At 69.6% G+C, this 25,780-nt stretch carries 17 protein-coding genes and 3 pseudogenes; 6 read left to right on the top strand and 14 right to left on the bottom strand.

Features of this window, described 5'->3' with window-relative positions:
• Positions 1-135: 135 nt before the first annotated feature.
• Both GT755_RS37480 and GT755_RS37475 read right to left on the bottom strand, forming a co-directional pair.
• Positions 136-2,841 (bottom strand): zinc metalloprotease, encoded by a 2,706-nt coding sequence (locus GT755_RS37480; protein ID WP_161484301.1) that lies wholly within the window; start codon positions 2,839-2,841, stop codon positions 136-138.
• Positions 2,842-2,899: 58 nt separating this feature from the next.
• Complete coding sequence (locus GT755_RS37475) at positions 2,900-3,820, bottom strand: helix-turn-helix domain-containing protein (RefSeq protein ID WP_202611010.1); 921 nt, start codon at positions 3,818-3,820, stop codon at positions 2,900-2,902.
• A gap of 237 nt (positions 3,821-4,057) precedes the next feature.
• Here GT755_RS37475 and GT755_RS37470 point away from each other — a divergent pair, with 237 nt between their 5' ends.
• On the top strand, positions 4,058-4,438 hold the full coding sequence (locus GT755_RS37470) for an HNH endonuclease family protein (RefSeq protein ID WP_202611009.1): 381 nt from the start codon (positions 4,058-4,060) through the stop codon (positions 4,436-4,438).
• 226 nt (positions 4,439-4,664) lie between these two features.
• On the opposite strand, the pseudogene GT755_RS41710 reads toward GT755_RS37470, so the two are convergent.
• The 5 genes and pseudogenes from GT755_RS41710 to GT755_RS37450 all read right to left on the bottom strand — a co-directional run.
• Positions 4,665-4,739: pseudogene (locus tag GT755_RS41710) on the bottom strand (hypothetical protein); the annotation flags it as partial.
• A gap of 44 nt (positions 4,740-4,783) precedes the next feature.
• Complete coding sequence (locus GT755_RS37465; RefSeq protein ID WP_161484299.1) at positions 4,784-5,851, bottom strand: DUF6461 domain-containing protein; 1,068 nt, start codon at positions 5,849-5,851, stop codon at positions 4,784-4,786.
• Positions 5,852-5,911: 60 nt separating this feature from the next.
• The gene (locus tag GT755_RS37460) at positions 5,912-6,223 is read right to left on the bottom strand and encodes a hypothetical protein (RefSeq protein WP_161484298.1); all 312 of its coding nucleotides are present in this window, start codon (positions 6,221-6,223) and stop codon (positions 5,912-5,914) included.
• 212 nt (positions 6,224-6,435) lie between these two features.
• Positions 6,436-6,633 (bottom strand): hypothetical protein, encoded by a 198-nt coding sequence (locus GT755_RS37455; RefSeq protein WP_161484297.1) that lies wholly within the window; start codon positions 6,631-6,633, stop codon positions 6,436-6,438.
• A gap of 128 nt (positions 6,634-6,761) precedes the next feature.
• Complete coding sequence (locus GT755_RS37450) at positions 6,762-7,334, bottom strand: RICIN domain-containing protein (RefSeq protein WP_161484296.1); 573 nt, start codon at positions 7,332-7,334, stop codon at positions 6,762-6,764.
• A gap of 284 nt (positions 7,335-7,618) precedes the next feature.
• Here GT755_RS37450 and GT755_RS37445 point away from each other — a divergent pair, with 284 nt between their 5' ends.
• On the top strand, positions 7,619-8,548 hold the full coding sequence (locus tag GT755_RS37445; protein WP_161484295.1) for an NADP-dependent oxidoreductase: 930 nt from the start codon (positions 7,619-7,621) through the stop codon (positions 8,546-8,548).
• A 414-nt stretch (positions 8,549-8,962) separates the two neighbouring features.
• Here GT755_RS37445 and GT755_RS37440 read toward each other — a convergent pair whose 3' ends face one another.
• From GT755_RS37440 to GT755_RS37430, 3 genes and pseudogenes are all read right to left on the bottom strand, one after another.
• A complete protein-coding gene (locus GT755_RS37440; protein ID WP_161484294.1) occupies positions 8,963-9,280 on the bottom strand; it encodes a Rieske (2Fe-2S) protein in 318 nt (105 codons plus the stop codon).
• Positions 9,280-11,729, bottom strand: a pseudogene (nirB, locus tag GT755_RS37435) (nitrite reductase large subunit NirB). Before nirB ends, GT755_RS37440 begins: the two are co-directional and overlap by 1 nt.
• A 392-nt stretch (positions 11,730-12,121) precedes the next feature.
• Positions 12,122-14,191: pseudogene (locus GT755_RS37430) on the bottom strand (molybdopterin oxidoreductase family protein); the annotation flags it as partial.
• Positions 14,192-15,385: 1,194 nt separating this feature from the next.
• On the opposite strand from GT755_RS37430, the gene GT755_RS37425 reads away from it, so the two are divergent.
• Positions 15,386-16,975, top strand: coding sequence for a tannase/feruloyl esterase family alpha/beta hydrolase (locus GT755_RS37425; RefSeq protein ID WP_202611007.1), 1,590 nt, complete (start codon positions 15,386-15,388; stop codon positions 16,973-16,975).
• Between the two features lie 251 nt (positions 16,976-17,226).
• Here the strand turns inward: GT755_RS37425 and GT755_RS37420 are convergent, their stop codons facing one another.
• The gene (locus GT755_RS37420; RefSeq protein ID WP_161484291.1) at positions 17,227-17,670 is read right to left on the bottom strand and encodes a VOC family protein; all 444 of its coding nucleotides are present in this window, start codon (positions 17,668-17,670) and stop codon (positions 17,227-17,229) included.
• A gap of 139 nt (positions 17,671-17,809) precedes the next feature.
• On the bottom strand, positions 17,810-20,533 hold the full coding sequence (locus GT755_RS37415; RefSeq protein ID WP_202611006.1) for a helix-turn-helix transcriptional regulator: 2,724 nt from the start codon (positions 20,531-20,533) through the stop codon (positions 17,810-17,812).
• Between the two features lie 276 nt (positions 20,534-20,809).
• Between GT755_RS37415 and GT755_RS37410 the strand changes: the two genes are divergently transcribed.
• Positions 20,810-21,355 carry a DUF308 domain-containing protein gene (locus GT755_RS37410; protein WP_161484290.1) on the top strand — a complete coding sequence of 182 codons (546 nt, stop codon included), beginning with the start codon at positions 20,810-20,812 and terminating at the stop codon, positions 21,353-21,355.
• A gap of 350 nt (positions 21,356-21,705) precedes the next feature.
• On the top strand, positions 21,706-23,091 hold the full coding sequence (locus GT755_RS37405) for an acyltransferase family protein (protein WP_235968242.1): 1,386 nt from the start codon (positions 21,706-21,708) through the stop codon (positions 23,089-23,091).
• Positions 23,092-23,228: 137 nt separating this feature from the next.
• Here the strand turns inward: GT755_RS37405 and GT755_RS37400 are convergent, their stop codons facing one another.
• Entirely contained in the window at positions 23,229-23,378 is a 150-nt protein-coding gene (locus tag GT755_RS37400; RefSeq protein ID WP_161484289.1) for a hypothetical protein, read from the bottom strand.
• A 448-nt stretch (positions 23,379-23,826) separates the two neighbouring features.
• Between GT755_RS37400 and GT755_RS37395 the strand changes: the two genes are divergently transcribed.
• The gene (locus GT755_RS37395; protein WP_161484288.1) at positions 23,827-24,039 is read left to right on the top strand and encodes a hypothetical protein; all 213 of its coding nucleotides are present in this window, start codon (positions 23,827-23,829) and stop codon (positions 24,037-24,039) included.
• Positions 24,040-24,213: 174 nt separating this feature from the next.
• Here the strand turns inward: GT755_RS37395 and GT755_RS37390 are convergent, their stop codons facing one another.
• Positions 24,214-25,665: a glycoside hydrolase family 3 C-terminal domain-containing protein gene (locus GT755_RS37390; protein WP_202611005.1), complete on the bottom strand. Its 1,452-nt coding sequence runs from the start codon at positions 25,663-25,665 to the stop codon at positions 24,214-24,216.
• Between the last annotated feature and the right edge of the window lie 115 nt (positions 25,666-25,780).

Here is a 25,780-nt window from a genome sequence, read left to right as displayed (position 1 = left end):
CCGCCTCGTCAGATGGGCATTGAGGCCGGGGCGGCGAAGAAGCCGTCGATAAGCCTTCTCAGCCGCTCTTCCTCACCGCCCTTGCCGCTATCTGTGATGAGCTTCCGGGCCGCCTGTGTTGAAACCGATCGAGTCCTATTCGGCCACGAGTGTCGTCGTCCCCCGTCCGGACAGCCGGCCGTCCGGCGGGTCCTCATGGTTGACCAGCCCCTCCGGGGTCACCTGGAACGGCTGGCTGAACGCTCCTCCGAGGTAGGTATGCGTGCCGGGCAACAGGTTGAGGGCCTGGCGCTGGCGGGTGCTCCACCAGCCGTGCCCGGCGAGCCCGAAGTGTGGATAGGACACGGCGGTGGCGTCGACCGTGATGGGGTGGCCTCGCACGGTCAGCGCCGTGGTGCCCTGGCCGGACAACATCGTGGCGTACTGCGGCCCGTATTCGAACCGGCCGGCCGCGGTGACCTTGACCGGCCAACCTCCGACCCCGCCGACGACCAGCGAGTACGTGCCAGGCAGCAGGTTGAGGGCCTGGTGTTGGCTGGTGCTCCACCAGCCGAGCCCGCTGAGCCCGAGGTACGGATAGGCCAGGGCGGTCGCGTCCAGGCCGACCGGCAGCCCGGTCACGGTGAGGGTGTGGGTGCCGCGGCCGGAGACCCCGGGCACGTCGGGGGCGTAGTCGACCACGCCGGCGGTGTCGACGGTGAAGGTGAGGGGCGCCGAGCCTACATGCCACAGCGTGTGCCGTCCGGGGGACAGCCGCAGCGCTTGGCGCAGGCGGGTGTCCAGCGCGCCGGACACCCCGCTGACGTTGAACCTCGGGGCCGACAACGCGGTGGCGTCGATGACCGTGCCCTCGGCGGGCAGTCCCTGCGGGAACCGGCTGGAGACGAAGGCCCGGATCACCTCGGTGACGTTGCGATGGTATTCCGACTCGCTGATGCCCGTACCGTCGGCGGATCGCAGCGGCCGTCCGGCGGCGGGATTGACCCCGATCCTGAACCGGACCGCCTGCCAGTCGTCGAAGCCCGTCACGCCCGTGGTGTATCCGAACCTCGCGGGGTAGTCGACGCCGCGGGACGGGATGGGATTCGCCAGCGCGTCCCACGAGTCGGGAACGAGGCCGTTGTCGGACGGATGGATCGGTCCGGTGTCGCAGCGACCGTCCTTGCCGGCGACGACGGTGGTCCCGATCAGCTGGTCGGCCATGGAGACCTTGGTCTCCCAAGAGAGCCCTCCGTCCCCGCCGTCGGTGACGCAGACCTCCCGGCCACCGAAGACGTTCGTGTGCACGTCTGTGCTCTGCGGGTTCGCCTGTCCGTCACCGTCCCAGTCGAGTCCCTGGCGTGAGTCGCCGGCGAGGAGCGTGCCGTCGGGGCCGTACCAGAAGACCGCGGCGCCGGTCGAGGTGCCGATGCCGGTCGCCTCGTTGAGATGCCAGGTGCCGGTTGTGGCGTCCCGCACCAGGAGTGGCAGGCGCTCGCGGGAGTAGTCGAGGTCGCTTGAGTCCTCCAGCGCCTTTCGCATGTCGGAGCCGCTGGGGTTGAGGTCGGTCCCGAGCGGCATGTGCGTGAGCGCCTCCGCCCAGTCCTGGTATCTGGGCAGGCCGAAGCCGCTGTATCGGTAGTTCATCACCGACAGGTAGTTGGGCTTGTAGTTCGGCCCGCTGTCGCCGTTGTGCTGCAGGTCGAGGGCGTGCCCGAGCTCATGGACGAAGGCCGCGGCGGCCATGTGCTCGGTCGCGCCGGTCCAGCTCCCCATGGTGATGACGAAGCTGTTGTCGTTCGGGTCCCCGCAGCAGAAGCCGCCGACGCCGTCCATATCGTTCATCCACGAATGGCCCCACAAGCTGTAGAAGAAGCGCCCTTGGCGGCCCGGGGTGAAGTTGCCGGAGCCCGGGAGGATTCCGTCGCGGTAGTAGTCGAACCAGGTCCGGTTGTCCGACCATTTGGCCCCCAGCGCCTGTTCGCGGTCGGTCCGGACGGCGTTGGACTTGTGCGTGAGCAACTGCACTCCCGGCCGGTTCTCCCGGTAGTAGGGGCATCTGATCGGCCGCATCGGCAGCGGCGCCCGCTCGAACATCCTGCGGGCCTTCAGGAGTGTCTTGTCGGTCGGCTCGTCACTCGCGCCGGTGGTGTCGTCGACGAGCCAGTCGACCTCCACCGCGATGGTCAGGCGGCACGGGTCGGCGTCGTTCTGCCGGAGCCAGGAGTCGAAGCCGGACAGGGGCGGGGAACCGGTGGTGAAGCCGCGCAGCTCGTCCAGATCCGTCAGTCCGTCGCCGTCGGTGTCGAGATCGCGATCCTGATGACCGGTCCAGCGCTGCACGCCCTGGATGTCGAGGGTCTCGAAACGGTGCAGCGGGGTTCCGCTCATGAACAGGTACTGGAACGGCGAGTTCGGCTGGGGGACCGGAAGTTGGACGCCGGGTTCCTCCCGGGTGGGATCGGTGACCACGAGCCTGGCCAGGTCCCAGTCGTCACCCGAGCTGGAATGCTCGATCGTGAAGCCGTCCAGGAGTGCCTCGCTGCCGACGCACGGGTCGAGCCGGGTCTCCCACCGGAAGGTGGTGTGCGGGCGGTCCCCTGTCCCGCCCCGGTGGACCCTGTCGCCGCCCTCGCGGAAGATCACGCGCTGACCGCCGAACATGATCGAGATGTCGGAGCTGTCACCGATGCCGTCCTCGCCGGTGGTGACGGAGAAGTCCAGCTGGCAGATGTCGCCGAGAGGCGCGACCGCGTGGGCGGCCGGCGGACGTATCGGGATCGCCACCACGGCGGCGGCGATCAGCAAGGCCACGCAGAAAATGCGGACCAGTGGGGCGATGGCTCCGTTTTCGCTGCTCATGCTCTCTGTGTAGCGGCGAAATCGTTGTCCGGAAGGGGTCTGGACAAACGCCGGACAATCAGCCGGGCGGCTCCACCCGCAGATCCCACCACCCGGCCCAGTCCTGGGCGGCGGTGGGCCCGGCGTCGACGCGGATCCGCACGGTCGACGCTCCCTCGTACGGGGACAGATCAGCGCCGAGCCGAGGGGTGCGCCGGTCGTTCCCCACGTCGTGAACGGCGATCACCTCGCGGGGGACGCCTTCGTGGATGACGTACACGGAGAAGTCGACCTCGCCACCCACCCGGCAGCCCTCGACGAAACACCGCTCGTCGACGAAGAAACCGACCGTCCCCACCAGCCGGTCGCCATCGTGGACCGGCCGGGGAAGCGGGAAGTCACCCTCCAGATACCCGTGCGGAACCCACTCCGGATGCGTGCCGATCACCGAGCCGACCCGCACGCCGCTCTCCATCGGCGCCTGGAGGGCGAGGTTCGCCTCACCCCACTCGGCGGGAGAGGCCGAGCCCCACTCAACCGTCCCCTGACCGGACCGCCACGACGCCTCCCGCGCCAGCGGGACGAGATCGATCGCCGTGACCTCGGCGCCACCGCGCAGCACCAATCCGGCCGTCACGCTGCCGACGACCGCGACGACCGCCCACGGCCATCTCCTGCGGTTCGGGGTCTCCGCCGGCGGAGGGTCCGGGTCCACGACGGGCGGTGGCCGCAGCGTCGTGTTCATGTTCACCTCATGCCACCGCCGCTCCCACGCGGCCACGTCGCCGCCGCAGGCCCGGACGTAGGCGAGGGTGACGTCGAGAGAGGGCAGGACTCTGCCGCTGGCGGCGTTGGCCAGCGTGGAGGCCGAGTAATTGGCCTTGCCGACCAGAGCCCGATAGGGCGGGTTCCCGGCCGCCCGCCGGAGTTCTCGCAGGTCGTTCGCGAACTCCGCGAACGGCCCGTCCGAGGGGTCGATCGGCGCCTCTGCTCTGCCCACAGCCCGAGTGGAACACAACGGGGCTCGGGCCGCCTATCCGCACGTGATCGCGGTCGCTGCCCTGGGGGTGCTCTGGTCCGGGGAGAGGGACAGGACGTCGCCAGGAAGGCCCTCCGGGCGCGCCGCGCTGGCCCGCAGCCGCCGGCGGGCCAGCAACCGGGTCGGCCGGGTTACAAGCGCACCAGCTTCCGGCACTGGGTCGACGCCGACGCCGACGGGTGCACGGCCCGCTTCGAGGTGCTCATCGCCGAGGCCATCGACGCCCCGGCCGTCGATGCGGGGTGTGTGCTCACCCGCGGCGCCTGGTACAGCTACTACGACGACGTCGTGGTCGAGGCGGCTTCCGAACTCGACGTCGACCACCTCGTCCCCCTCGCCGAGGACTGGGATTCCGGCGCCTCCGGCTGGGATGCCGCCCGGCGCCAGGCCTACGCCAACGACCTGGACGCCGCCGAGCACCTGGTCGCGGTCACCGCCCGCTCCAACCGGCAAAAGGCCGACCGCGACCCCGCCGAATGGCTGCCGATCGAACCGGTGCGCTGCCGCTACATCGCCGAATGGACCGCCGTGAAACGCCGCTGGTGCCTGGCGGCCGACCCGCAGGAGAGGACACCCTGACCTCCATCGCGGCCACCTGCCCCAACGCGCCGATCCCCGTCCACCCGCTCCCCGCGCAAACCGATCGGCGGTAGCGGCCGGGAAGCCGACGAACTCGGCATGGGCACTCCCCCGCCCGCCGCTCCCGCCGTCTTTGGAAAACCGGGCTTAGGTAGGCCCGAATCATTCTGCAACGCCCAATCGCAAAGACGGCTCGCTCGGCTCTGGCGCCTATGTCCCACAACTGCACCGTCTTGTCACTGCTGGCGGTGGCGAGCAGGCGGCGGCCGGGAGAGCAGCCCACCTCCTGGATGGAACCGGTATGACCGGGGAGGGGGTCGCTGACCTCTCGTGGCGGCGTTTCTCCTAACGATCAGCGCGCCGTGCGCGCATGATGTGCTCGCTGACGTTACGCAGCACGATCAGGCGCATGAAGTCGATTCTGTTCGGCACCTTCATGCTGGCGACCTGCATCGAGGCCGCGCTCGCCGCCTCAGCAGGCTCGGGCCACAGGGTCCCGTGCAGGATGGCCAGGGCGTTGGCGGTCACCTTCACCCGGTCGGCCTCGGGGCCGCCGCCGAGCGAATTCGCCTGGTCGATGGCTGCGTCGGACTCCCGGATCAACCGGTCTCTCAGTTCCTGGCGCTCCCCCGGGAAGCGTTCGCCGGTGTCGAGCAGGCGCAGGACCTCGCCCGCGATCGGGTCTTCGATTCCGGCGATCGCGATGACGGTGGTCGCGATCTGCCGGTTGACGGCCGGTGCCATCGCGGGTGAGGGATCGGCGAGGACGCGGGCGATCTCCGGCTCGTCCAGGAAGGGCGCCCGCGGGTTGAGGTAGGCGGGCGGGACGATCGCGTCGGGCAGCGGGTCGACGATCTTGAAGACGTGGCGGGGAGAGCGCAGCCACCCGGGTGGGACGAGGGCTCCGCTGAGCCTCTCCCCCATGGCCAGGCAGCGGGCCTGGAGCTCGGGCAGGCTCAGCTCGTCGCGCACGCCCAGCTCCGCCAGGAGCGGGTCGAGCGCCGAGAGGTCGGCGCCGGTCCGCTCGTCCACCTCGGCGAGGTCGAACTCGGTCTGGACCACGCCGTCGACGGCGAAGATGACGGCAGTGTCCATCGCAGCGCTCCAGTAGACGCTGAAGGCCCGCCCCCGAGCCGAGACGGACTCCATGACCTCGCTCCTGGACCCCTGGTAGCCGTTGGGTGCGAGTGCGAGCGTCCAGTCCCCGATCGTGACGAGGTGGATCAGCTCGGCCCGGTAGTCCTCCTCGAGGTCCGCGATGCGGTCGTCGTCGGCCCACTCCTTCGACGTGGGGTCGGCGCCGAAGCGGCGGGCGACCTCGTCGATGTCGGGTTCCCGGACCCAGGTGAGGCAGAGCTGGTCCGGGAGACCGGCATCCGTCAGCTCGGCGTACTTCACGTCGGCGGGGAGCACGTTTTTCCTGTCAAAGAATCGTGGCCCGCCCGGGAACCGGGCGGGCCACGATGTTAGTCGTCAGCGGACAGAGGGCTGGTCATGGTCCTGGGGGCGCGCGTTGGCGGCGAGATAGAAGGGGTCGTTGCCGAGCCTGCGCGTCTGCTGGTAGAAGACGCCGAGCTGGCTGCCGGAACTGCGGTTGTCGGAAGCGTTGATGTAGCGCACCGAGAAGTTGCCGTTGGCCGAGAGCGAGCCTTCCTTCGGTTTGACCTCCGGCCACTCTTTGCGGCAGATGCTGATCGAATGGGCGCGGTTCTTCTTGATGGTCCCGGTGGGCGCCAAGTCGGGGTCGACCAGATCCGCGTTGGCTCCTTCGACCTCACGGTGCAAAGGCCCGTAAGGGGCGTGGCCGGGAACCTGCTTGGGCTTGTCACTCGTGGGTTTCGTCCACTTGTCGGCGTTGAAGTACGCGTCCTACACGTGCTTGGCGGCGTCGAAGGTCAGCACCGGCGCGACGTCGGCCAGGACGCATGCAGTCTGCTCAATAGCTCCTATCGCGTGCACCTCGACGACGGCTACGACCACACCGAGTTGGGCCGCGTCTACCGCTCCGGCCGCCGCCGGCAGGCGCTGGCCCCCGACGGGCGCGTCGTCGTGCCCGCTTGTTCGGCGACCCCGCCGACACCGTCCTGCACGACCTCGACGACGGGCCGGCCGTGAGCGACGATCCCCGAGACCAGCCCGGTCCCGACGACCTCAACCGGGCTCGCGAACGCGCCCGGCAGTGGGCGCGACGCCACCGCCGCGCGGTCGGACCCCGGTCATCGCAAGCCTGGGCGCGGGAGAACAGGACGCGTCGGCCTCGATGCCCACGGAGTGGCCTGGCGCGCGGTGAACGCGCCGCCGGGCCACGCTAACGCCGAGGGCTTCAGTCGGTTACCTGCAGCCCGACGGGAGCCGTGATGTTGAAGAACGCGTTGGGCGCCGTGGTCCGCGACCACTGGATGACTTTCGCACCGAGCGCCGTTGATGCGTTATCGACCACCATGTCCAACCCGCTGTGGAGGTTCTTGAAAGCGACGAAGTGCGGATCGATTCCATTGACCTTCTCGGTGACCCACTGCTGGTTGATGGAGTTCTGGCAGGGCTCTTGCACAACGGGGGCGCCCACTGTCTTGGAGTGCACCGTCAGGCACTGGCGGCTCCAGCGGTTCCTGAGCATGAACCCGGGACTTGCGGCCGGCCGAACGATCTCCCACTGGTTGTTCATGGCGACGTTGACGCCGTTCCATTGAATGATCTGCGTGCCGTTGTCCGTGCTGGCCCCGGGAACGCCCAGGCCTAAGCCGCTGTGCAGGTTCTCGATGATGTGATAGAAGCGCTTGGTTCCATGGAAAGGCGGGGACTCCGGGGCCCATACGTCGGCCATGGCGGCGGTGCCGGCGGCCAAGAACGTGGTGCCGATCAGAGCGGCGACGGCGAGTGTGCGCTTACGGGGCATGGGATGGTTCCTTTTTCGTGAGCCCGGCGACGGTGATCGCCAGTGCGCTGAGAAGACGTTGTCCTACTGGCAGGCATGTCATGTGGGTTAACCATTTCGTAGGACACTATGTACTGCTAAATTGAGCATGGGGGTTAGCCGGACATGCTGTCAACTCAATAGGGAGCAGGCTGCGCCCGCCGGCCCGGGCCGAGGGCAGCACACGAGGCCAGGCTCGACGCGGTGCACCAGAGGCACGCGTACACGGTCGGTACTTGCTTACACAGCAACGGAAGGAACTGAAGATGAAGTCGGTTGTCGTACGCTCTTTCGGCGGTCCTGAGGTTCTCGAGGTCGCTGACCTGCCGGAACCGGACGTCGGTGAGAGGCAAGTTCTGGTGCGGGTCGCCGCCGCGCCGGTAACCGCCGTCGACCTGGACATTCGTTCCGGTGAACTGGCCGGCTACCTCGCCGATCTCGACTACTACGCCCTCGGCCGATCGGCCGCCGGCGTCGTCGAACGAGTCGGAGCCCAGGTCACGGACTTCGTCGAGGGCGACCACGTGATGGGCGTGTGCGGACCACTCGCCTCCCCTTACGCCGCGCAGGCGGAAAAGGTCGTCTTCGACCTCGGTCACGTCGTCCACGCACCCCGGCGCGCAACCCTGGCGCAGGCGTCCACACTTCCGCTCAACGGGTTGACCGCCGACCAGGCGCTTCAGGCGCTCGACCTTCCTCGGGGAGCCACCGTCCTGGTGACAGGCGCTGCCGGATGCGTCGGAGGCTTCGTCGTGGAACTCGCAAGACATCGTGGACTGCGTGTGGCAGCCCATGCACGCAAGTCCGACGAGAAGACACTGCTCAGGATGGGGGCGGAGCACTTCATTGCACGTGACACCGATCTGGCGACTGCCGTTCGGGAGTGGGCGCCCCGCGGAGTTGACGGCGTCGTGGACACGGCCGTTCTGAAGGATGTCGCAGCCGAGACGGTCAAGGACGGTGGCAGATTCGTCACATTGGTCATCGGTGGTGAGCCGAAGCCCGGTCGCGACGTGCAGGTGCATCCCGTCTGGGCCAAACCTGACGCCGGGCGTCTGGCGGATCTGGCCAACCTGGTGGACAAGGGGTTTGTGACTCCGCGCGTCGCCGAGGCCTTCCCGCTCGCAGCGGTCGCCGAGGCGCATGCCCGATTCGCGAGAGGAAACGTCAGGGGCCATCTCATAGTCAAGCCGTAGCAATTCCGACGCTCGGACGCGTGAGACAGATCCCTGGCCGGGGACCGTCCCGCGCCGGCTGCCTCCACGGGAAGGCGGCGGCCGGTCAGGCGTGCCAGCCGGGACGTAGCCGCAGACAGTGACCTGCACATCATGGCCATCATCCAGTTACGCAACGACATCGAAGGCCGCGCCTCTTGCCCGCCGCAAACTCTCGGCGAGCAAGAGCGATGGAAGCCATGCGCAGCCTCAAACGCCGATTGTCCTAAGTGGTCTATCAGCGGCTGGTACCGGGCGGCGGACGTGCTGGCGGAGGCGGGCGCCGCAGTGCATCCGGCGCACCCGCTGGGCGTGAGGGTTCGCCTACTGTCCCCGACCGGCTGGGTCAGTGTCCGGGGCCGCCGGACAGATGCAGCGGCTCGATATCGGCACGGGTCATATCTCCAGTACGAGTTGGTCGTCGGCGTCCACGCGGACCGGGTAGACCGTGAGCGGCGGCTGCCCGGTGGTGGAGCACCCGGTGCTGAGGTCGAAGGTGTGCTGGTGCAGCGGGCAGACGACGAGCCGCCGGTCGATCAGCCCGTCGGCGAGCGGGCCGCCGGCGTGCGGGCACACGGCGGACACCGCGCGGACACCGCCGTCGCGGAGCCGGAAGACGGCGATCTTGAGGTCCCCCACGGCGTACGCCCGGCCCTCGCCGACCGGGATGTCGTCCAGCGGCCCGAGCCGGTGCCCGGTCGTCATGCCGGCCATCACGCCTCCCGTTGCGGCGAGCCGGCCGCCGGCACCCTCGGCTGTTCGATCAGCGGCAGCGATGGGCGGAACTGTCCGGGTGTGACCGGCGCGGCCCGTTCCCGCCACGGATCCCGGTACGCCGCCACCGCCCTCGCCATCGCGGCGTCCAGGTCGGCGGCGATGCCGTCGGAGTCGTCCACGACGATCCGGCGGATTCGCTCGATGCCGACCCTCGGGACGAACGCGTACGTGCGTTCGAGCCAGTTGGCGTTCTCCCGGTAGTACTGGAGGAACCGTCCGGTCAGCGTGATCACCTCATCGGCGGAGTCGACGGTGGCCAGCAGGTCGCCCTTGCGCACGTGAGCCCCGGCCGCGCCGCCGACGTAGATCTCCCACTTGCCGCCGTCAATGGCCACCACACCCAGGTCCTTGACGTACGCCTCGGCGCAGTTGCGCGGACAGCCGGTGACGGCCAGCTTCATCTTGCCCGGCCCCTCGACGCCCTGGTAGCGCTCCTCGATGGCGATGCCCAGCGCGGTTGAGTCACCCACCCCGAAGCGGCAGAATTCCGAGCCCACGCAGGTCTTCACCGTGCGGAAGCTCTTGCCGTACGCGTACCCGGACGGCATGTCCAGGTCGGCCCAGATCTCCGGCAGTTTCTCCTTCGGGACGCCGAGCAGGTCGATGCGCTGGCCACCGGTCAGTTTCACCATCGGCACGCCGTACTTGTCGGCGACGTCGGCGATCCTCCGCAGCTGGGCCGGAGTGGTGACACCACCCTTCATCTGCGGCACCACGGAGAACGTCCCGTCGCGCTGGATGTTGGCGTGCACCCGGTCGTTGATGAACCGGGCGTCGCGCTCGTCCACGTACTCGTCGTCCCACATCATCTTGAGCAGCGACGCCAGGCCCATCTTGCTCCTGGCGTCCTCCTCGCCGCCCGGCGCCAGCGTGGCGAAGACCGCCGAGACCGACTTCAGCCCGCGCTCACGGATGACCCTCATCAGTTCCGGCTTGGGGATCGGCACGCCGGGGACGTACCAGGAGGCCGCGGGGTCCTCCTCGATCGCTCCTCCGGCGGCCCACTCGACGATCTGCGCGACCAGGCCCTTGCAGGTGCCGCAGCCCTTGCCGGCCCTGGTCTGGTCCACCACCCCGGTGACCGTCTTGACGCCGTCGGCCACGCAGGCCGTGATCATGCCCTTGGAGACGCCGTTGCAGTTGCAGACCTGGGCGTCGTCGGCCAGCTCGGCGGCGCTTACCTCGGCGGGCGGCGCGCCGAGGTCGAACATCAGCTCCAGCCGTTCCTCCGGCAGCGGCAGCCCGCGGTCGAACGCCTGCATCAGGAACGCGACCTTCCTGACGTCGCCGATCAGGGTGGCGCCGACCAGCCGGCCGTCCCGGATGATGACGCTCTTGTAGACGCCCTTCTTCCGCTCGCTGAAGACCAGCGTCTCGTCGTCCTCCCGCTCCGGCTCCTTCAGGCCCATCGCCGCGACGTCGACACCGGCCACCTTGAGCTTCGTCGCGACCCGCGAGCCGTGATAGGCGGCCTGCGGGTTCCGTCCCGTGATGTGGTCGGCCAGCACTCTGGCCTGGTCCCACAGCGGCGCGACCAGCCCGTACGTCTGGCCGCGGTGCTGCACGCACTCGCCGACGGCGTAGATGTCCGGCTCGTCCAGGCAGCGCATCTGGTCGTCGACGACGACGCCGCGCTCGACCTCCAGCCCGCTGGCCTCCGCGACCTCGACGTTGGCCCGGATGCCGGCGGCCACCACCACCACGTCGCACGGGATGTGCCGGCCGTCGGCGAGCTTGATGCCGGTGACCGTGTGCTTGCCGAGGATCTCGGTGGTGCGCGCGCCGGTGACCACCTCGATGCCGAGCCGTTCGACGCCGCGCCGCAGGATCTCGCCGGCCTGCGGATCGAGCTGCGCGTTCATCAGGTGCCCGGCGGCGTGCACCAGCGTCACGTGGCTGACGTGGTTCTGCAGGCCGCGCGCGGCCTCCAGGCCGAGCAGCCGCCGCCGATCACCACGGCGCGTTCGTGCTCGCGGGTGTACCGCATCATGGCGCGGGTGTCGTCGAGCGTGCGGAACGCGAAGACGCCCTGGTGGAAGCCGCGGCCGGGCCGGCTGATCCCGGGGATCGGCGGGACGTGCGCGCGGCTGCCGGTGGCGATGATCAGCTTGTCGTACGGCGTGACGGTGCCGTCGTCGGCGTACACCCGCTTCGCGTACTTGTCGATGCGGGCGATCCGGCGGCCGGAGTGCAGCGTGATGCCGTTGGCCGCGTACCACGCCAGGTCGTTGAGGAAGATCCCGGACTCCTCCTCGACGCCGGCGAGGACGTTGGACAGCATGATCCGGTTGTAGTTGCCGTACGGTTCGTCGCCGAACATCGTGATGGTGAACTGACCGCCGCCACCGCGGGCCAGGATCTCCTCGACGGTGCGGGCTCCGGCCATCCCGTTGCCGATGACCACGAGTCGCCGCCTCATCAGACCTCCATCAGGCCCAGATCGGCCACGACCATCCCGGTGACCCCCGGCGGAGCGGAGAGGTAGAGCTCCACGGCCGTGCCGGAATCGAGGTCCTCGACGACGCGCAGCGGGATGTGCACGTCGGACTTCGCACCGATCGGGAACCAGCGCATCGGCTTGCCGTCGCGCATCAGCACCACACAGATCAGCTCGTCGCTGGAGTTGCCGCCGCGGAAGTAGACCGCCTGGGTGGAGGTCCCGGCCGGTACGACGTAGCTGAGCGCGCCATCGAGCGGCACCGGCTGGTCGAGTCCCTTGCCCTCGAAGGTGAACACGCCTTGCAGGAAGCGGGGTGTGGAGTGCACTTGTCTGGTCCCTTCGTCGATGGAGGCGATCGCTACCGCGCACGCCTTGAACGCGGGCATCTTGGAGTGCGGGTCCAGGGCCGGGTTGGTGAGCAGGTTGGCACCGACCCAGTGGAAAGGGGCGAAGACGGTGTCCGGCCGGATGCCGGGATCGAGCCTGGCCCGGAACACCGCCCGGCCGCGGCGGCTGCGCAACTCCACCGTGTCGCCGTCCGCGACGCCGTGCCGGCGGGCCAGATCGGGGTGCATCTCGGCGCGTGGTCCCGGCAGGGCGTCGGCCAGGGCGCTCACCCGCCTCGTCTGGTTGCCGCTCTGGTACTGCTGCATGTTGCGGCCGGTGGTCAGCACGTACGGGTAGTCGCGGTCCGGCAGCTCGTCCGGGTCGCGGTGTTCGACGCGGACGAACCGGGCCCGGCCGTCGGGCGTGGGGAAACGGTCGGCGAACAGCCGCGGCGTGCCGGGATGGTCGTCGGCCGGGCAGGGCCAGAACACGCCCCGCTCCGCCTCGATCCGCTCGTAGCTGATGCCCGCGTAGTCGGCGATTCCGCCCGCGCTGGCCCGCCGCAGCTCGTCGAAGACGGTGCGCGGATCCGCGCTGAAGTACCGTCCCCGGCCCAGCAGCCCGGCCAGGTCGGTCAGCGTCTCCAGGTCGGTGCGGACCCCGGGCGGCGGCGGCAGGGCCCGCTTGCGGCGCAGCACGCGACCCTCCAGGTTGGTCATCGTGCCCTCCTCCTCAGCCCACTGGGCGGTCGGAAGCACGACGTCGGCCATGGCCGCGGTCTCGGACAGGAAGATGTCCGAGACGACCAGCAGGTCGAGGGCCTTCAGCCGGTCGGCGACCCGGTTGGCGTCCGGCGCCGAGACAACGATGTTGCTGGCCAGCACGAGCAACACCCTGACTCCGCCGTCGGTGCCGAGACGGTCGAGCATCTCGTACGCGGACCTGCCCGGCCGCGGCAGCTCGTCCGGGTCGACGCGCCACACGGCGGCGACGTGCGCCCGCGCGGCCGGATCGTCCAGCCGCCGGTAGCCGGGCAACTGGTCCGCCTTCTGCCCGTGCTCGCGGCCGCCCTGTCCGTTGCCCTGCCCGGTGATCGTCCCGTACCCGGAGTACGGCCTGCCGATCAGGCCGAGGGCCAGGGCCAGATTCAGGTACGCCTGGGCCGTGTCCGTGCCGTTGCTGTGCTGCTCAGCGCCGCGCGCGGTGAGGATCATCGCCGGGCCGCCGCCGGCCAGCAGCCGGGCCGTCTCGCGCAGGCTCGCCTCAGGAACCCCCGTCATCCGCTCCACCCGGCCCGGCCAATACGGATTGGTCGCCGCGCGGACGGCCTCGAAGCCGGTGGTCCGGTCCCGGATGTAGGCGTCGTCGATCAGGCCCTCGCGGATCGCTATGTGCAGCAGGCCGTTGGCCAGCGCCAGGTCCGTGCCGGGCAGCGGTTGCAGGTGCAGGTACGCGTCGGCCGCAGTGGCCGTCCTGCGCGGGTCCACCACGATGTGCTTGGCGCCGGCGGCCCGCCCCGCGTGCAGGTACTGCATGGACGGCGGCATCGCGTCCGCCGGGTTGGCGCCGACCAGCAGCACGGTCCGGGCCTCGGCGATGTCCGCCACCGGGAACGGCAGCCCCCGGTCCACCCCGAGCGCGCGGTTGGCCGCGGTGGCCGCCGACGACATGCAGAACCGGCCGTTGTAGTCGATCGCCGACGACCGCAGCGCCACCCGGACGAACTTGCCGAGCGTGTACGCCTTCTCGTTGGTCAGCCCGCCTCCGCCGAAGGCGCCGACGCTGTCAGGGCCGTACCGCCGCTGTGTGGCCTGGATCGTGCCGGCGATCAGCGTGAGCGCCTCGTCCCAGCGGGCCTCCCGCAGAGGGCTCGTACGGTCGCCGGGCACCTCGCGGACCAGCGGGGTGACCAGCCGGTCGGGGTGGTGAAGCAGCTCGGCGGCCGTCCAGCCTTTCGCACACAGCCCGCCCCGGTTGACCGGGAAGTCGGTCGGGCCCAGGCGGACCGACCCGTTCTCCATGGTCAGCGCGATCCCGCACTGCAGAGCGCAGTAGGGGCAGTGCGTCTCGGTGGCCCGCATGTCGCGCATGCTCGCAGCGCGTTGTTACCCGTGGTCTCCTGCGAAATGTCGGCCAGGTTGACAACATTTACGCGGCCGTGCAGGTGAATGTGAGTCCTGCTTGGGCGGCGGCGCCCAGGTCTGCGGCCTGCGCCTGGCCCGGAATACCTGGGTAAGCGAGCTGAAGATTTTCCATAGGCGCATAGAACCCCGTTTCGGTTGGCCTCGCGTCGAAAGCGGCCAACTGCATCGCGCGTACGGTGTCCGGCCGTACCCCCGTCGCCGCCTCAATCGCCCGACACGTCGAAGCGTCCACGTCCATCCCGAATGCCATCGGGCGAACATCGGTAGCCACAATCCGTAGCCGCAACCCGAGTAGTTGCGCCAACAGCCGCCCGTACGCCGGTGGCCCTTCGAAGCCCCATCAGGATCGGTTGCTGTCTCCAGGTGGGGCAGCGAGGGCGCCGACGGCAACCTTCGACGGCGGTGTTCAAGCCATGTCCCGTCCGCTCGGACCAACTGACAACTGAGTGACGAAAACGACTGACACTAAATGATAAAATCGAAGCTCAGAGCGCATAAACTGCATGTCAGTGAGTGGAAAATTGTCACTTTATGTCAGCGAGATGACCGTCCGGCGGACAACCTGTGCCGACTTTGCAAGATCCATTACGCAAGGGACGACAGTAATTGAGTGCTTGGTGGTCGAGTGATCGTCTTGCCGTGTTTTTGCCCGGCCATACCATGCTCTGACCAGCGCACTGACATCTCATGACAAATTCGGACTGACAGTTCCGGGAAAATCTCACCCGACGTTGCGCATGGCGTTGTCGCGCCAGCGGTCCACCGCGCGGATGTAGCCCAGCACCACCGGGGAGGTGGGCGACCAGCGGCCGTGCGCGGCGATGACCGAGACCCGCGCGGACGGCCAGGCCAGCGACGATGACGTTCACCGAATCGCCGGTCAGCGAGGGGCCGAGGATGCCGTGCCGGTCGATCCGGCGCAGCAGCCGCCCGCCGCCAGGGGCGGTGTCCTGGCCGTCCGCGGCCGCGGCCGATGACGGGGGAACAGGACCTGGTTCGCCGTTGTGATCGGGCTCATAGCCGGTTTCCCCGCCGGCCTCGGCCAGGGTTGCACCCCGGGGTGTTGCCTGGGGCGAGGCCCGCGGGGCCCGGACGAGTATGCCGGGCATGAAACGAAGCTTGATCGCCTTGATGGCAGCTGCAGTATCGGCGGCGGTGGTGCTGGTGCCGACGGCCGGCAACGCCGTCTCCCGCGACAGCGGCCCCGTAGCGGCCACGACCTGTGCCCCGGTTCCCGTCTCCGCGCCCTCCGGCACCAAGGTGGAGTCGGTGAAGGCGGTCGCCCACGCCGGCGGAACCGTCACGTTCCCCGCCGCTCCCCCGCTGCACCCCGCCGAGGAGACGCTCACCGACGTGCCGGCCTGGTGCGACGTCACCGTCACGGTGAGCCACCCGGGCGCGAACGACCACGTCACCATCAGGATCTCGCTGCCCCAGGACACCAAGAAGTGGAACGGAAGGTTCCAGGCCACCGGCGGCAGCGCCTACCTCGCCGGTGACCTCAGCGGCGCTCCGCTGGTCGGCGCGATGAAGGCCGGCTACGCCGCCGCGGCCACCGACGCCGGTGTCGGTGCCAACCCGCTCGACGTCAGCGGCTGGGCGCTCACCCCGGACGGCAAGGTCGACACCCCGCTGCTGAAGAACTTCGCCTCCCGCTCGGTGCACGACATGGCCGTCATCGGCAAGGACGTGGCGAAGAGGTTCTACGGCCGATCCGTGAGCTACGCGTACTGGAACGGCTGCTCCACCGGCGGGCGCCAGGGTTACCAGGCGGCCCAGGATCACCCGACGGACTTCGACGGCATCCTGGCCAAGGCGCCGGCGATCAACTGGGACCGGTTCGCGGTCGCCACGCTCTGGTCGCAGGCCGTCTTCAACGAGGAGAAGGTCGCGCCCAGTCAGTGTGAGCTGGCGGCGTTCACCACCGCGGCGGTCAAGGCCTGTGACACCCTCGACGGGGTCGAGGACGGCATCATCGACTCCCCGCAGAAGTGCCACTGGGACGCCCGCCGGCTGACCGGCACCAAAATCGTCTGTGACGGCAAGGAGATCACGATTTCCCGTGCCACCGCCGACGCGGTGCGCAAGATCTGGGCCGGACCGGTCTCCTCCTCCGGCCGGAAGCTCTGGTATGGGCCGAACAAGGGCGCGAGCCTGGCCGCCCTGGCCGCTCCCGGCGCGCCGTTCTTCGTCGCCGACAGCTGGGTCAAGTACTTCGTGACGCGCAACCCGTCGTTCGACATCACGAAGCTCACCTACACGTCGTTCGCGCAGATCTTCCGCACGTCGCAGCTGCGGTTCAACGACATCATCGGCGCCGACGACCCGAACCTGTCCGCGTTCGCGAAGGCCGGCGGCAAGCTGCTGAGCTGGCACGGCCAGAACGACGAGCTGGTGCCCACCCAGGGCACGGTCGCCTACCGCGAGCGGGTCAACCGGGTCTTCGGCGGCGACAAGCGGGTCGACGACTTCTACCGCCTGTTCCTGCTGCCCGGCGTGAGCCACTGCATCGGCGGCACCGGCCCGTTCCCGACCGACGACCTGGGCGCGCTGGTCGACTGGGTGGAGAAGGGCCGTGCTCCGGCCACCCTCGCAGCCTCGGTCCTCGGCCCCGACGGCAAGACCGTCACGCGTGACATCTGCCGCTACCCGATGGTGGCCCGCTACACCGGTCACGGGGATACGGCCTCGGCCGCGAACTACCGCTGCGTCACCGCCTGACCTCGCCTGATTCGCACAACGCGGCGGCCCGCAACCCTCGCCGAGGCCGCCGCCCTTTCCCCGAGGGCGGCCGGGCCGGGCACCCTCCGCACCTTCCGCGCGGGCGAGTTCACCACTTTCAAGGCGTGCTGAGCGCGCATGCCCGCCGTCGGCCGACGGCGATGCGCCGGGTCCGGTGAGGGCCCGGCGCATCGTCTGTCGTCGTCGCCGTTACCGGTCGGCGCGTCCGTGGCCCGGCTTCGGCGACCGGTTCAGCGGCCGGGGAAGCGCTCGGTGACCTCTTGCAGCAGGAAGCCGTTGCCGTCGGGATCGCTGAACGAGGCGAACGAGCCGTACGAGAGGCGGCCGGGGTAGACGCCGGGGACACGCTTCTCGTTGCCCGCGTGGTGGAAGACGCCGTCCGCGTCGTGGAAGATCTCGCTGACCTCGATGCCGCGGCCGACCAGGTCGGCCCGGGCTTCCTCGATGTCGCGCACGATCAGGTGCACGTTCTCTGCCGACCCGGGCGCGGCGGTGCCGATGCCTTTGCCCACGACGATCGAGCAGTGGGAGCCCGGCGGGGTGAAGTGCACGACCCGGAAGTCCTGACCATCGATGTAGTCGAGATCCTCGCGGAAACCGATCCGCCTGTAGAACTCCTTGGCCCGGTCGACGTCGGCCACCGGCAGCACGATCACCTCAAGCTGGTAGTCCACCACTGTTTCCACTCCTCCGCGATCTCGGCGATGCCGTCCGGCATCTGGTAGTCACGATCGGGGGCGGAGCAGGACGGTCGCCCCAGGGTGACACCCAGGGTGACACCCTGGGAGATGGCCCTGGGAGATGGCCCTGGGGTCACCTGTCGCGCAGAGCGGAGGCCAGCTCGCGGCGGGAGCCGATGCCGAGCTTGATGAAAATCTTGCGCAGATGCCATTCGACGGTACGCGGACTCAGGAACAGCACAGCGCCGATCTCCGGATTGGTACGCCCCGCCACGGCCAGACGCATGATCTGCGCCTCCTGCGGGGTGAACTCCTCCCGTGCACCCGGGATCCGTTTGCGCACCGTCTCGCCGGTGGCGGCCAATTCCCGGCTCGCACGCTCCGCGAAGCCGTCCGCGCCTATCGTGGTGAACGCCTCGTACGCGATCCGCAGTTGCACCCGGGCGTCGGCCCGCCGGTTCTCCCGGCGCAGCCACTCACCGTAGAGCAGCCGAGCGCGCGCCAGTTGCAGACTGAGCCGGGTCGCGGCGAACCGCTCGATCGCCTCTCGGTAGTTCTCCTCGACAGACCCGGCCGGGCCCGCGAGCGCGTCCGCGAGAGCCTGGGCGCCGCGTGCCCAGTTCGTGTCGACGACACGCGTCCGGGCGGCGAGGCGGTCACGTGCCTCGGCCGCGACAGTGCCCGCCCCGGCGCGTGCGGCGGCTTCGACCAACTCTCCGAGCGTCCACTGCAGGACCGCGAGGTCTTCGTACCGAGCCGCCTCAAGCGCTGCCTCCAGCGCGGCCGGATACCGGCCGAGCCCGTTGAACAGCACCGCTCTGCTGTATCCGGCGACGGCGAGCAACCACCCCAGGCCAGACTCCCCGGCATTGCCGACCAGAGCCTCGTTGAGTTCCAGCGCCGGCTCCTCGTCTCCGCGATACGCGGCCAGGATGACCGCGGTGGCCGGATAGGGGGGCGAGCCGGTGGCGTTCCCGAGGGCCTCGGCCTCGTCGAGCAGGTCCGACGCGTCGGCGAAGCGGCCGGCGTAGATCAGCGCGGTGGCGCGGAAGGTCAGGGCACTCGGCAGGAGGGACAGCGCGCCGGTCTCGCGGGCGTAGCCGACGGCCTGCTCGGTCCTGGTGAGAAACGCGACGTCGTCCCAGACCTCGTGCATGACCATTCCGCTCAGCCAGACCAGGTCCAGATCGTTTTCCGGAACGACCGCGGCCAGGGCGCGGGTGAACAGCGGCACCGCCGCTGCGTGCCCCTCCAGGATCCACGTCGTCAGACCTGCGAGGAGCAGCGAGGCCGGCTCCCCGCCCGCGGGCAGGCCCCGGGCGGCCTCGGCCGCCCGGCGCAGGTCGGCGCCGCCGAGCCGCCCTGCGTTCACGGCCGCGCCGATCGCCGCCAGGTAGGTCTCCCGGGCCGCGGGGGGATCCAGCGATTCCAGGCGGCGTGCGGCCGCGAGCAGCGGAGGCCCGGCTGCCCGTCCGGCGTTGAGCGCGAACGCGACCTTGGCACGTAGCCGTTCCACTCGGGCCTGCTGCACCAGGTCGAGCGGACCGAGTTCGGCGGCGGCCAGCAGCTCCGGCACCTCGGCGAGGGCTCCGGCCGCGAATCGGGCCGCCGCGGCGGCCAGGGCGCGCCCGGCGCGTTTCGCCGAATCGGGGGTGAGCTCCGCCGCGCGCTCCAGGAAGGCTGCGGCCGCGGACCGGCCGCCACGGGCCATCGCCCGGTCGGCCGACCGCTCCAGTTCGCCGGCGACCTCCTCGTCCGGTCCCAACGCGGCGTGCGCCCGGTGCCAGGCCCGGCGGTCTGGCTCCTGCTCGGGATCGGTCACCTCGGCGAGAGCCCGGTGCACCGCGCGCAGTTCGGCGGACTCGGCGGAGCGCCAGCTGGCCGAGCGAACCAGCGGATGCCGGAATCGAACCCGGGTCCCGATGTCGATCAGGCCCGCGGCGGCCGCGGGTGCGGCGGCGTCCATCCCGACATCCAGCCGTTCGAGCGCACGCCACAGCAGCGGCACGTCGCCGACCGGTTCGACGGCTGCGGTGAGCAGCAGCGTGCGAGTGTCCGCCGGCAACGCGGCGATGCGCCGCTGAAAGCCCTCCTCGACCCGGCTCACCAGCGGCGTCGCGTTGTGCCCGCCGAACCCGAACGCCAGCTCCGCCGACGTGAGACCGCGCGGCAGTTCGAGCAGGGCCAGGGGGTTGCCGCGGGTCTCGGCGACGATCCTGTCGCGTACGCGGGCATCCACCGGCCCGGGCAGCACCGAGTCCAGCAGGGCCCGCGCGTCCGCGTCCGGCAACCCCTCGACGCGCAGCTCCGGCAGTCCTTCCAGGATCCGTTCGTCGCCGGGGCTGCGCGTCGCGAAGATGAGGGCGACCGACTCCGAGTCCAGACGGCGGGCGACGAAGGTGAGGATCACCTCTGACATCCGGTCCATCCACTGCACGTCGTCCACCGCGCAGACCAGCGGTCGCTCCGACGCGGCCTCGGCGAACAGCCCGAGCACGGCGAGCCCGACGAGCAAGGGATCCGGCGGGTTACCGGTGCTGAGGCCGAATCCGGTGGCGAGCGCGTCCCGCTGCGGCTCGGGCAGCCGATCGAGACAGCCCAGCAGCGGCGCGCAGAGTTGCTGGAGCGCGGAATAGGCGATCTCGGTCTCCGCCTCCACCCCGGCCGCGCGGGCCACCTGGCCGGTCGACGTGGCCTCGATCAGGTAGTCCAGCAGGGCGGTCTTGCCCACTCCGGCCTCCCCGCGCAGCACCAGGACCCGGCTCTGCCCGGCGCGGACGTCACGCAGCAGCCGGTCGAGCGCCTCCTGCTCGCGTCGCCGCCCCCGCAGCGCGGAAATCTTGGTGTTGATCGGCACGCCACCTCCCGCCGGGGAGGTTACAACACTCTCGATCCCCAACGGACAGATGGGACCAGACCTCGTGACGTGCCGGAACTCCATGGCCATCGTCGCTGCCGCCGATCACCACCACGTCGAACTCCGCGTCCGGACGAATCCTCAGTCCTCCCTTGGAGTGCCCTGGGCCGGGAACAGTGTCCCAGCCCAGGGTCTCTCCCTGGGGCGGTTGGCCGGTACGGGCGGTCAGAGTGACCCCCGTACCTCGGCAAGCCGAAAAGAAAGCGGAGATCTCCGATGTCGTCCCTCCTTCGCATCTACTTCGTCCGTGGCCTCGTCGCGATCGCCTGGTCGGTCGGTTTCGCCGCCGTCCACACCTCGTTGGCGGCCACCTCGGTGATCCTGCTCATCGCCTACCCGATCATCGACGTCGTCGCCTCACTGTTCGACGTCAGCGAGGATCCTGGGACTCCAGCCCGCACGTTGCAGGTGTTCAACACGGCGCTCAGCGCCCTGGCCGCCGTCGGTCTCGGCCTCGCCGCCATCAGCGGCATCGGCACGGTGTTGTTCGTGTTCGGCCTCTGGGCCATCGTCTCCGGTGCCGCTCAGCTGACCGTGGCCATCCGCCGCCGCAGCCCCGAGCTCGGCCGTCAGTGGCCGATGCTCATCGCCGGCGCTCTCTCGGTCATCGCGGGTTTCACCTATCTGATCGCCGCTGTCGGCGACGACCCCAACCTGACCGCGCTCATCATGTACACCGCGGCCGGTGGTGCCTTCTTCGTCATCCAGGCCGCGACCCTGGCGTGGAAACAGCGTCGCCGGGCAAGGGCCGCCCAGGTTTGATGGACATCCTGACGCGCCGGCGGCTCGTCTGGCCCGCCATTGGGCGAGGTCCGGGAGAACCTGGTGTACGAGATCGTCGCCTTCCAGGCTGTGCGCGACGCCCTGCCGTGCAAGGCGATCCGGGTAGCCGGCGCCCGCTCCTTCCCGGCCGCCGGACCTCTACATGCGCCGCATCGTCGACCAGGAGATCTGACCCCTGCCCCCTTCTGATGGCTCCGAGCCGGATGCCGTGTACTTTCACCGATTCTGTAGATCAGCCGCGCCAGATAAGGGGCTCGCGTACGCGTCTCAGATGAGCGCCGAGAAGGGTAGGGATCCGGTACTGGCGACTACCACGAGGCGTTGACGACATGGACGGCATGGGGGCCGCGCTGCGGGGTGTTCGGCGGCGTGCCGAGCAGACGCCGCCGTCGCGGGAGCGGTTCATCGATCTACTGCGAGCAATCTCCATCATCGCGGTGGTCCTCGGCCACTGGCTGGTGACGGTGGTCGGCTACGACGAGGACGGCGAGCTGATCGCCCGGTCGGCGCTGCCAGACCTGCCTTGGGCGTTCCCCCTCACCTGGGTGCTGCAGGTCATGCCCGTGTTCTTCTTCGTCGGAGGGTACGCCAACGCGATTTCGCTGGCCGCCGCACGCGGGCGAGGCGCGAATGCGACCGAATGGCTGCTCAACCGGGGTGGCCGGTTGATCCGCCCGACCACCACCCTGGTGCTGGTCATGACCGGCGGCGCGCTGATCGCCCGCCTGTTCGACGTCGACCATGCCCGGATTCGCCTGGTGGTGTGGTTCGCCTCGATTCCGCTGTGGTTCCTGGTGGCGTACCTGGTGGTGGTGGTGCTGACCCCGGTCATGTACGCCCTGCACCGCCGGTACGGCCTGGCGGTTCCGGTGGTTCTGGTCGGTCTCGTCGCCGCCGGGGACCTTGCCCGCCTTCTCGGCGAGCCGTTCTACGGCAACGGCAACTACCTGTTCGGGTGGCTGGCCATCCATCAGATGGGCTTCGCCTGGCGCGACGGGCGGCTGGCGAACCGCATGCGCGCCGCGCTGCCGCTCGTGTTCGGCGGGTTCTGCACGTTGCTGCTGCTCACGATCGCGGGCCCGTACCCGGTCAGCATGATCGATATACCGGGCGAGCGGCTGGACAACATGTCGCCGCCCAGCCTGGCCCTGCTGGCGGTGGCCGCCGTCCAGCTGGGGACGGCGCTGCTGGTACGTGATCGGGCCGAGCGGTGGCTGCGGCATTCGCGCGCGTGGCTGGGGGTGATCGCCGTCAATGCGGTGATCTTGACGATCTTCCTGTGGCACATCGCCGCCGCGATCCTGGTCTTGACGGCACTGCACTTCGCGGGCGTCCTGTCCACTCCCGGCGTCGACTCGGTGGCCTGGTACGCCTGGCGAATCCCCTTCCTGATCATGTTCAGCCTCATGCTCGCGCTACTGGTCGCGATCTTCGGACCGATCGAGGTCCGCGACACCCTCCGGCGTAACCGGCTTCCGGGCCGGATTCCGCTGCCCCTGGCGCGCGCAGCGAGCCGGCCCGCCCCACGCCTGGCACTGGCGGTGGCCGGCTTCGCCGGTGTCACGTCCGGCATCCTCGGCAACAGCTTGTTGTCCAGCACGAGCCCGGCCGTCTTCGGGTGGCCGACGCAAGCACTGATCGCCTACCTCGCCGGCGCGGCGGCACTGCGCTTCCTCCGAGCGACACCCCCGGACGCGCGCCCTCACTCAGGATGACCGCCGAACACCTCGCCGGCGCGCTGGAAGGCGCCTTACGTACGGGTGCTGGAGGTCCTGAGCGGCAACACACCGCCCGCGTGACCGGAGCGCTCAGGTGGTCGACCAGGCCTCATTGATGGCAGGTCCGGCGTGGCTCAATCGATGGTGGCCACCATGGCGATCGACATCAGGATCCCCGGCCTGTCGACGCCGAGCCTGCTGACGCACCTCGGCGGTCGGACATGGGGAAAGGACTCGTCGAAGACCTCCACGAGCCCGTCGGCGTCCTCGGGTCGTACGAGCAAGGTGTGCACCATGACGGCGTCGCCGAGGTCTGGCGTAGCGAGTCGTCTGGCCGCCGACCGCCAGCTGCGTGTGGTCGCTGATGACCTGGCGCAGGCGCGGAGGCCTCGCGTGGCTCGATCGTGATGCGCTCTGGCGTTGTGCGGATCCCCGTCGCGCAACGCGTGGAGCGCGAGACCGTCTACCGTCCCGGCTCGACCTTTGCGGGGCTGTGGCCAGTCATCTGGTCGGTGAGGATCTGCTGAGCGTGGCGTAGCGAGACGCAAGCCTCCAGGGCGGCCCCGCGCAGGTCGCGATCGGGGTCCAGCAGCGCGAGCCGGGCATCGTCGAGGCAGGCCAAGTCGATCGCCCGCTCCGAACCGATATGCCCACAGGCGTGCCGTCGCAGCGAGACACCCGATGGGCTCGAGCTCGGATGTGGACGGCAGGCCGGACGGTGGGAGTGGGCAGGTGAGGGGACCAGACGGGAACGATGCGTCACTGCCGTCGCCCAGCTCTGGGACCGCCGCCGACCAGCAGATCGCGGCCGCCCAGGACGGTGCACGTTGGTGGATCCGCGACGCCGCGGTGCGAGGTGTGGCGTGGGCGAGCCCGCGGGCGATGCTGGTCGGGCTGTGCGCCAGCGCGCTGCTCCCGATCGTGGCGATCTTCGCCTCCATCTGATCGGTTTCGACTGAAAGCCTCGGGAGCTGATGAAGAAGTGCAAGCACGACCAGCCCTCTCCGATGAAGTCGGAGAGAGCTGGTCGTGCTAAGGAATTGTCTTCTCATCGGCGAGCCCGGGAGCGAATTTTCGCCTGGCGAGCATAGGTCGCCCCGAGCGTCGCAACAGGGCGTGTCAGAGGGCGGTGGCCTGGGCCGCCGATCTGCTCAGGTCGAGCATCTCCTTGACCGCCTCGTCCGGAATCTGTACGCCCATGGGACTGATGAACTGGTGCATCGGCAGCGATTCGATCATCCGGAGCATGTCGGCGTGCTCGGCCGCCTGCTCCTGCTGCTCCCTGGTCATCCCCGCCGACAGGTGCCGCATGAGCACGGGACCGACCACCGGATGAGCGAACCACTCACCGACGCTGGACTCCAGCGTCAGTTCCTTGGCCATCAGATCGCCGGAGAGCCTCACTGTCTGCTCGGCCACGATCGTCGAGGCGTCCGCGCCGATCTGGACGGTGTACTCGCCCGGCGCCACCACCCACCGGCCTTCGACGACGTCGTAGTAGGCGAACGCCCGGGAGCCGAGCGTGAACTGCACTACTGTGGACTGACCGGGTTCGAGCGCGACCTTGGTGAAGTCGCGCAACTCTCGGACGGGACGGCGGACGGGCCCGGCGATCGTGGAGACGTAAAGCTGCACGACGTGCTTGCCGGCGCGCAAGCCGGTGTTGGTGACGGCGACCCGGGCGGTGACGCTGTCGTCTCCGGTGGCCGTCACCACCAGGTCGCCGACCTCGAAGGAGGTATAGCTGAGGCCGTACCCGAAGGGGTAGCGGACCGCCTGCTTGGCGGTGTCGTAGTAGCGGTAGCCGACCATCACCCCCTCGCCGTACCGGACGTGATGCTGCTCGCCGGGGAAATTGAGGTAGCTGGGCGTGTCCTCGAGCCGCAGCGGAATGGTTTCGGCCAGCCGCCCCGACGGATTGACCACGCCGAACAGCAGGTCGGCGAGGGCACCGCCTCCTGCCTGCCCGAGCAGCCGCCCCTCGAGAATCGCGTCGACCTCGTCGTGCCAGCCCTCGAGTGACACGACGCCGCCGTTCGCGAGCACCACGACGGTCCGGCGGGCGGTGGCGGCGGTCGTACGGATGAGCTCCACCTGGTCGGCGGGGAGGTCGAGCGTCTCCCGGTCGTAGCCCTCCGACTCCTGGCTGTCGGTGAGACCGGCGAATACGATTGCGAGGTCGGCGCCTTCCGCGTCGGCCGTGATGATCCGGTCCCCGGCCAGCTTCTTGATCTCTTCCAGCGGGCTGTCAACCCGGGTGGGGTTGATGTGAGAGCTGCCACCGCCTTGGAAGCGCGGCTCGGTCGCGAACCGCCCGACCACGGCGATCGTCCGGACGTCCGGTCCGATGGGGAGGACGTCACCAGTGTTCTTCAGCAGCACCGCGCACTCGGCGGCCAACTCCCGGGCGAGCGCGTGGTGGGCGTCCGCGTCGACCTCTGCGGGTTCGGGCCTCCACCTGCCGATCAGCCCCCGGACGCGGTCTGCGCCGCGTTCCACGACCGCCATGTCGAGCGAGCCGTCCAGGACGGTCTGGACGATTTTTGCGTCGTTGCCGGGGTTGCCGGGCATCTCCAGGTCTAGGACGTGTTTCGAAGTGTTGTGACGGGCTGGCGTGTCGTGGTCGGGAAATGAAGAAGGTCTCCGGTAAGTGGGTTGATCGACCAAGAAAAACCTGACCACCGGA

Source organism: Herbidospora solisilvae, from assembly GCF_009901565.1.
Lineage (GTDB): Bacteria > Actinomycetota > Actinomycetes > Streptosporangiales > Streptosporangiaceae > Herbidospora > Herbidospora solisilvae.
This window is presented reverse-complemented; position numbering and strand designations above follow the sequence as displayed.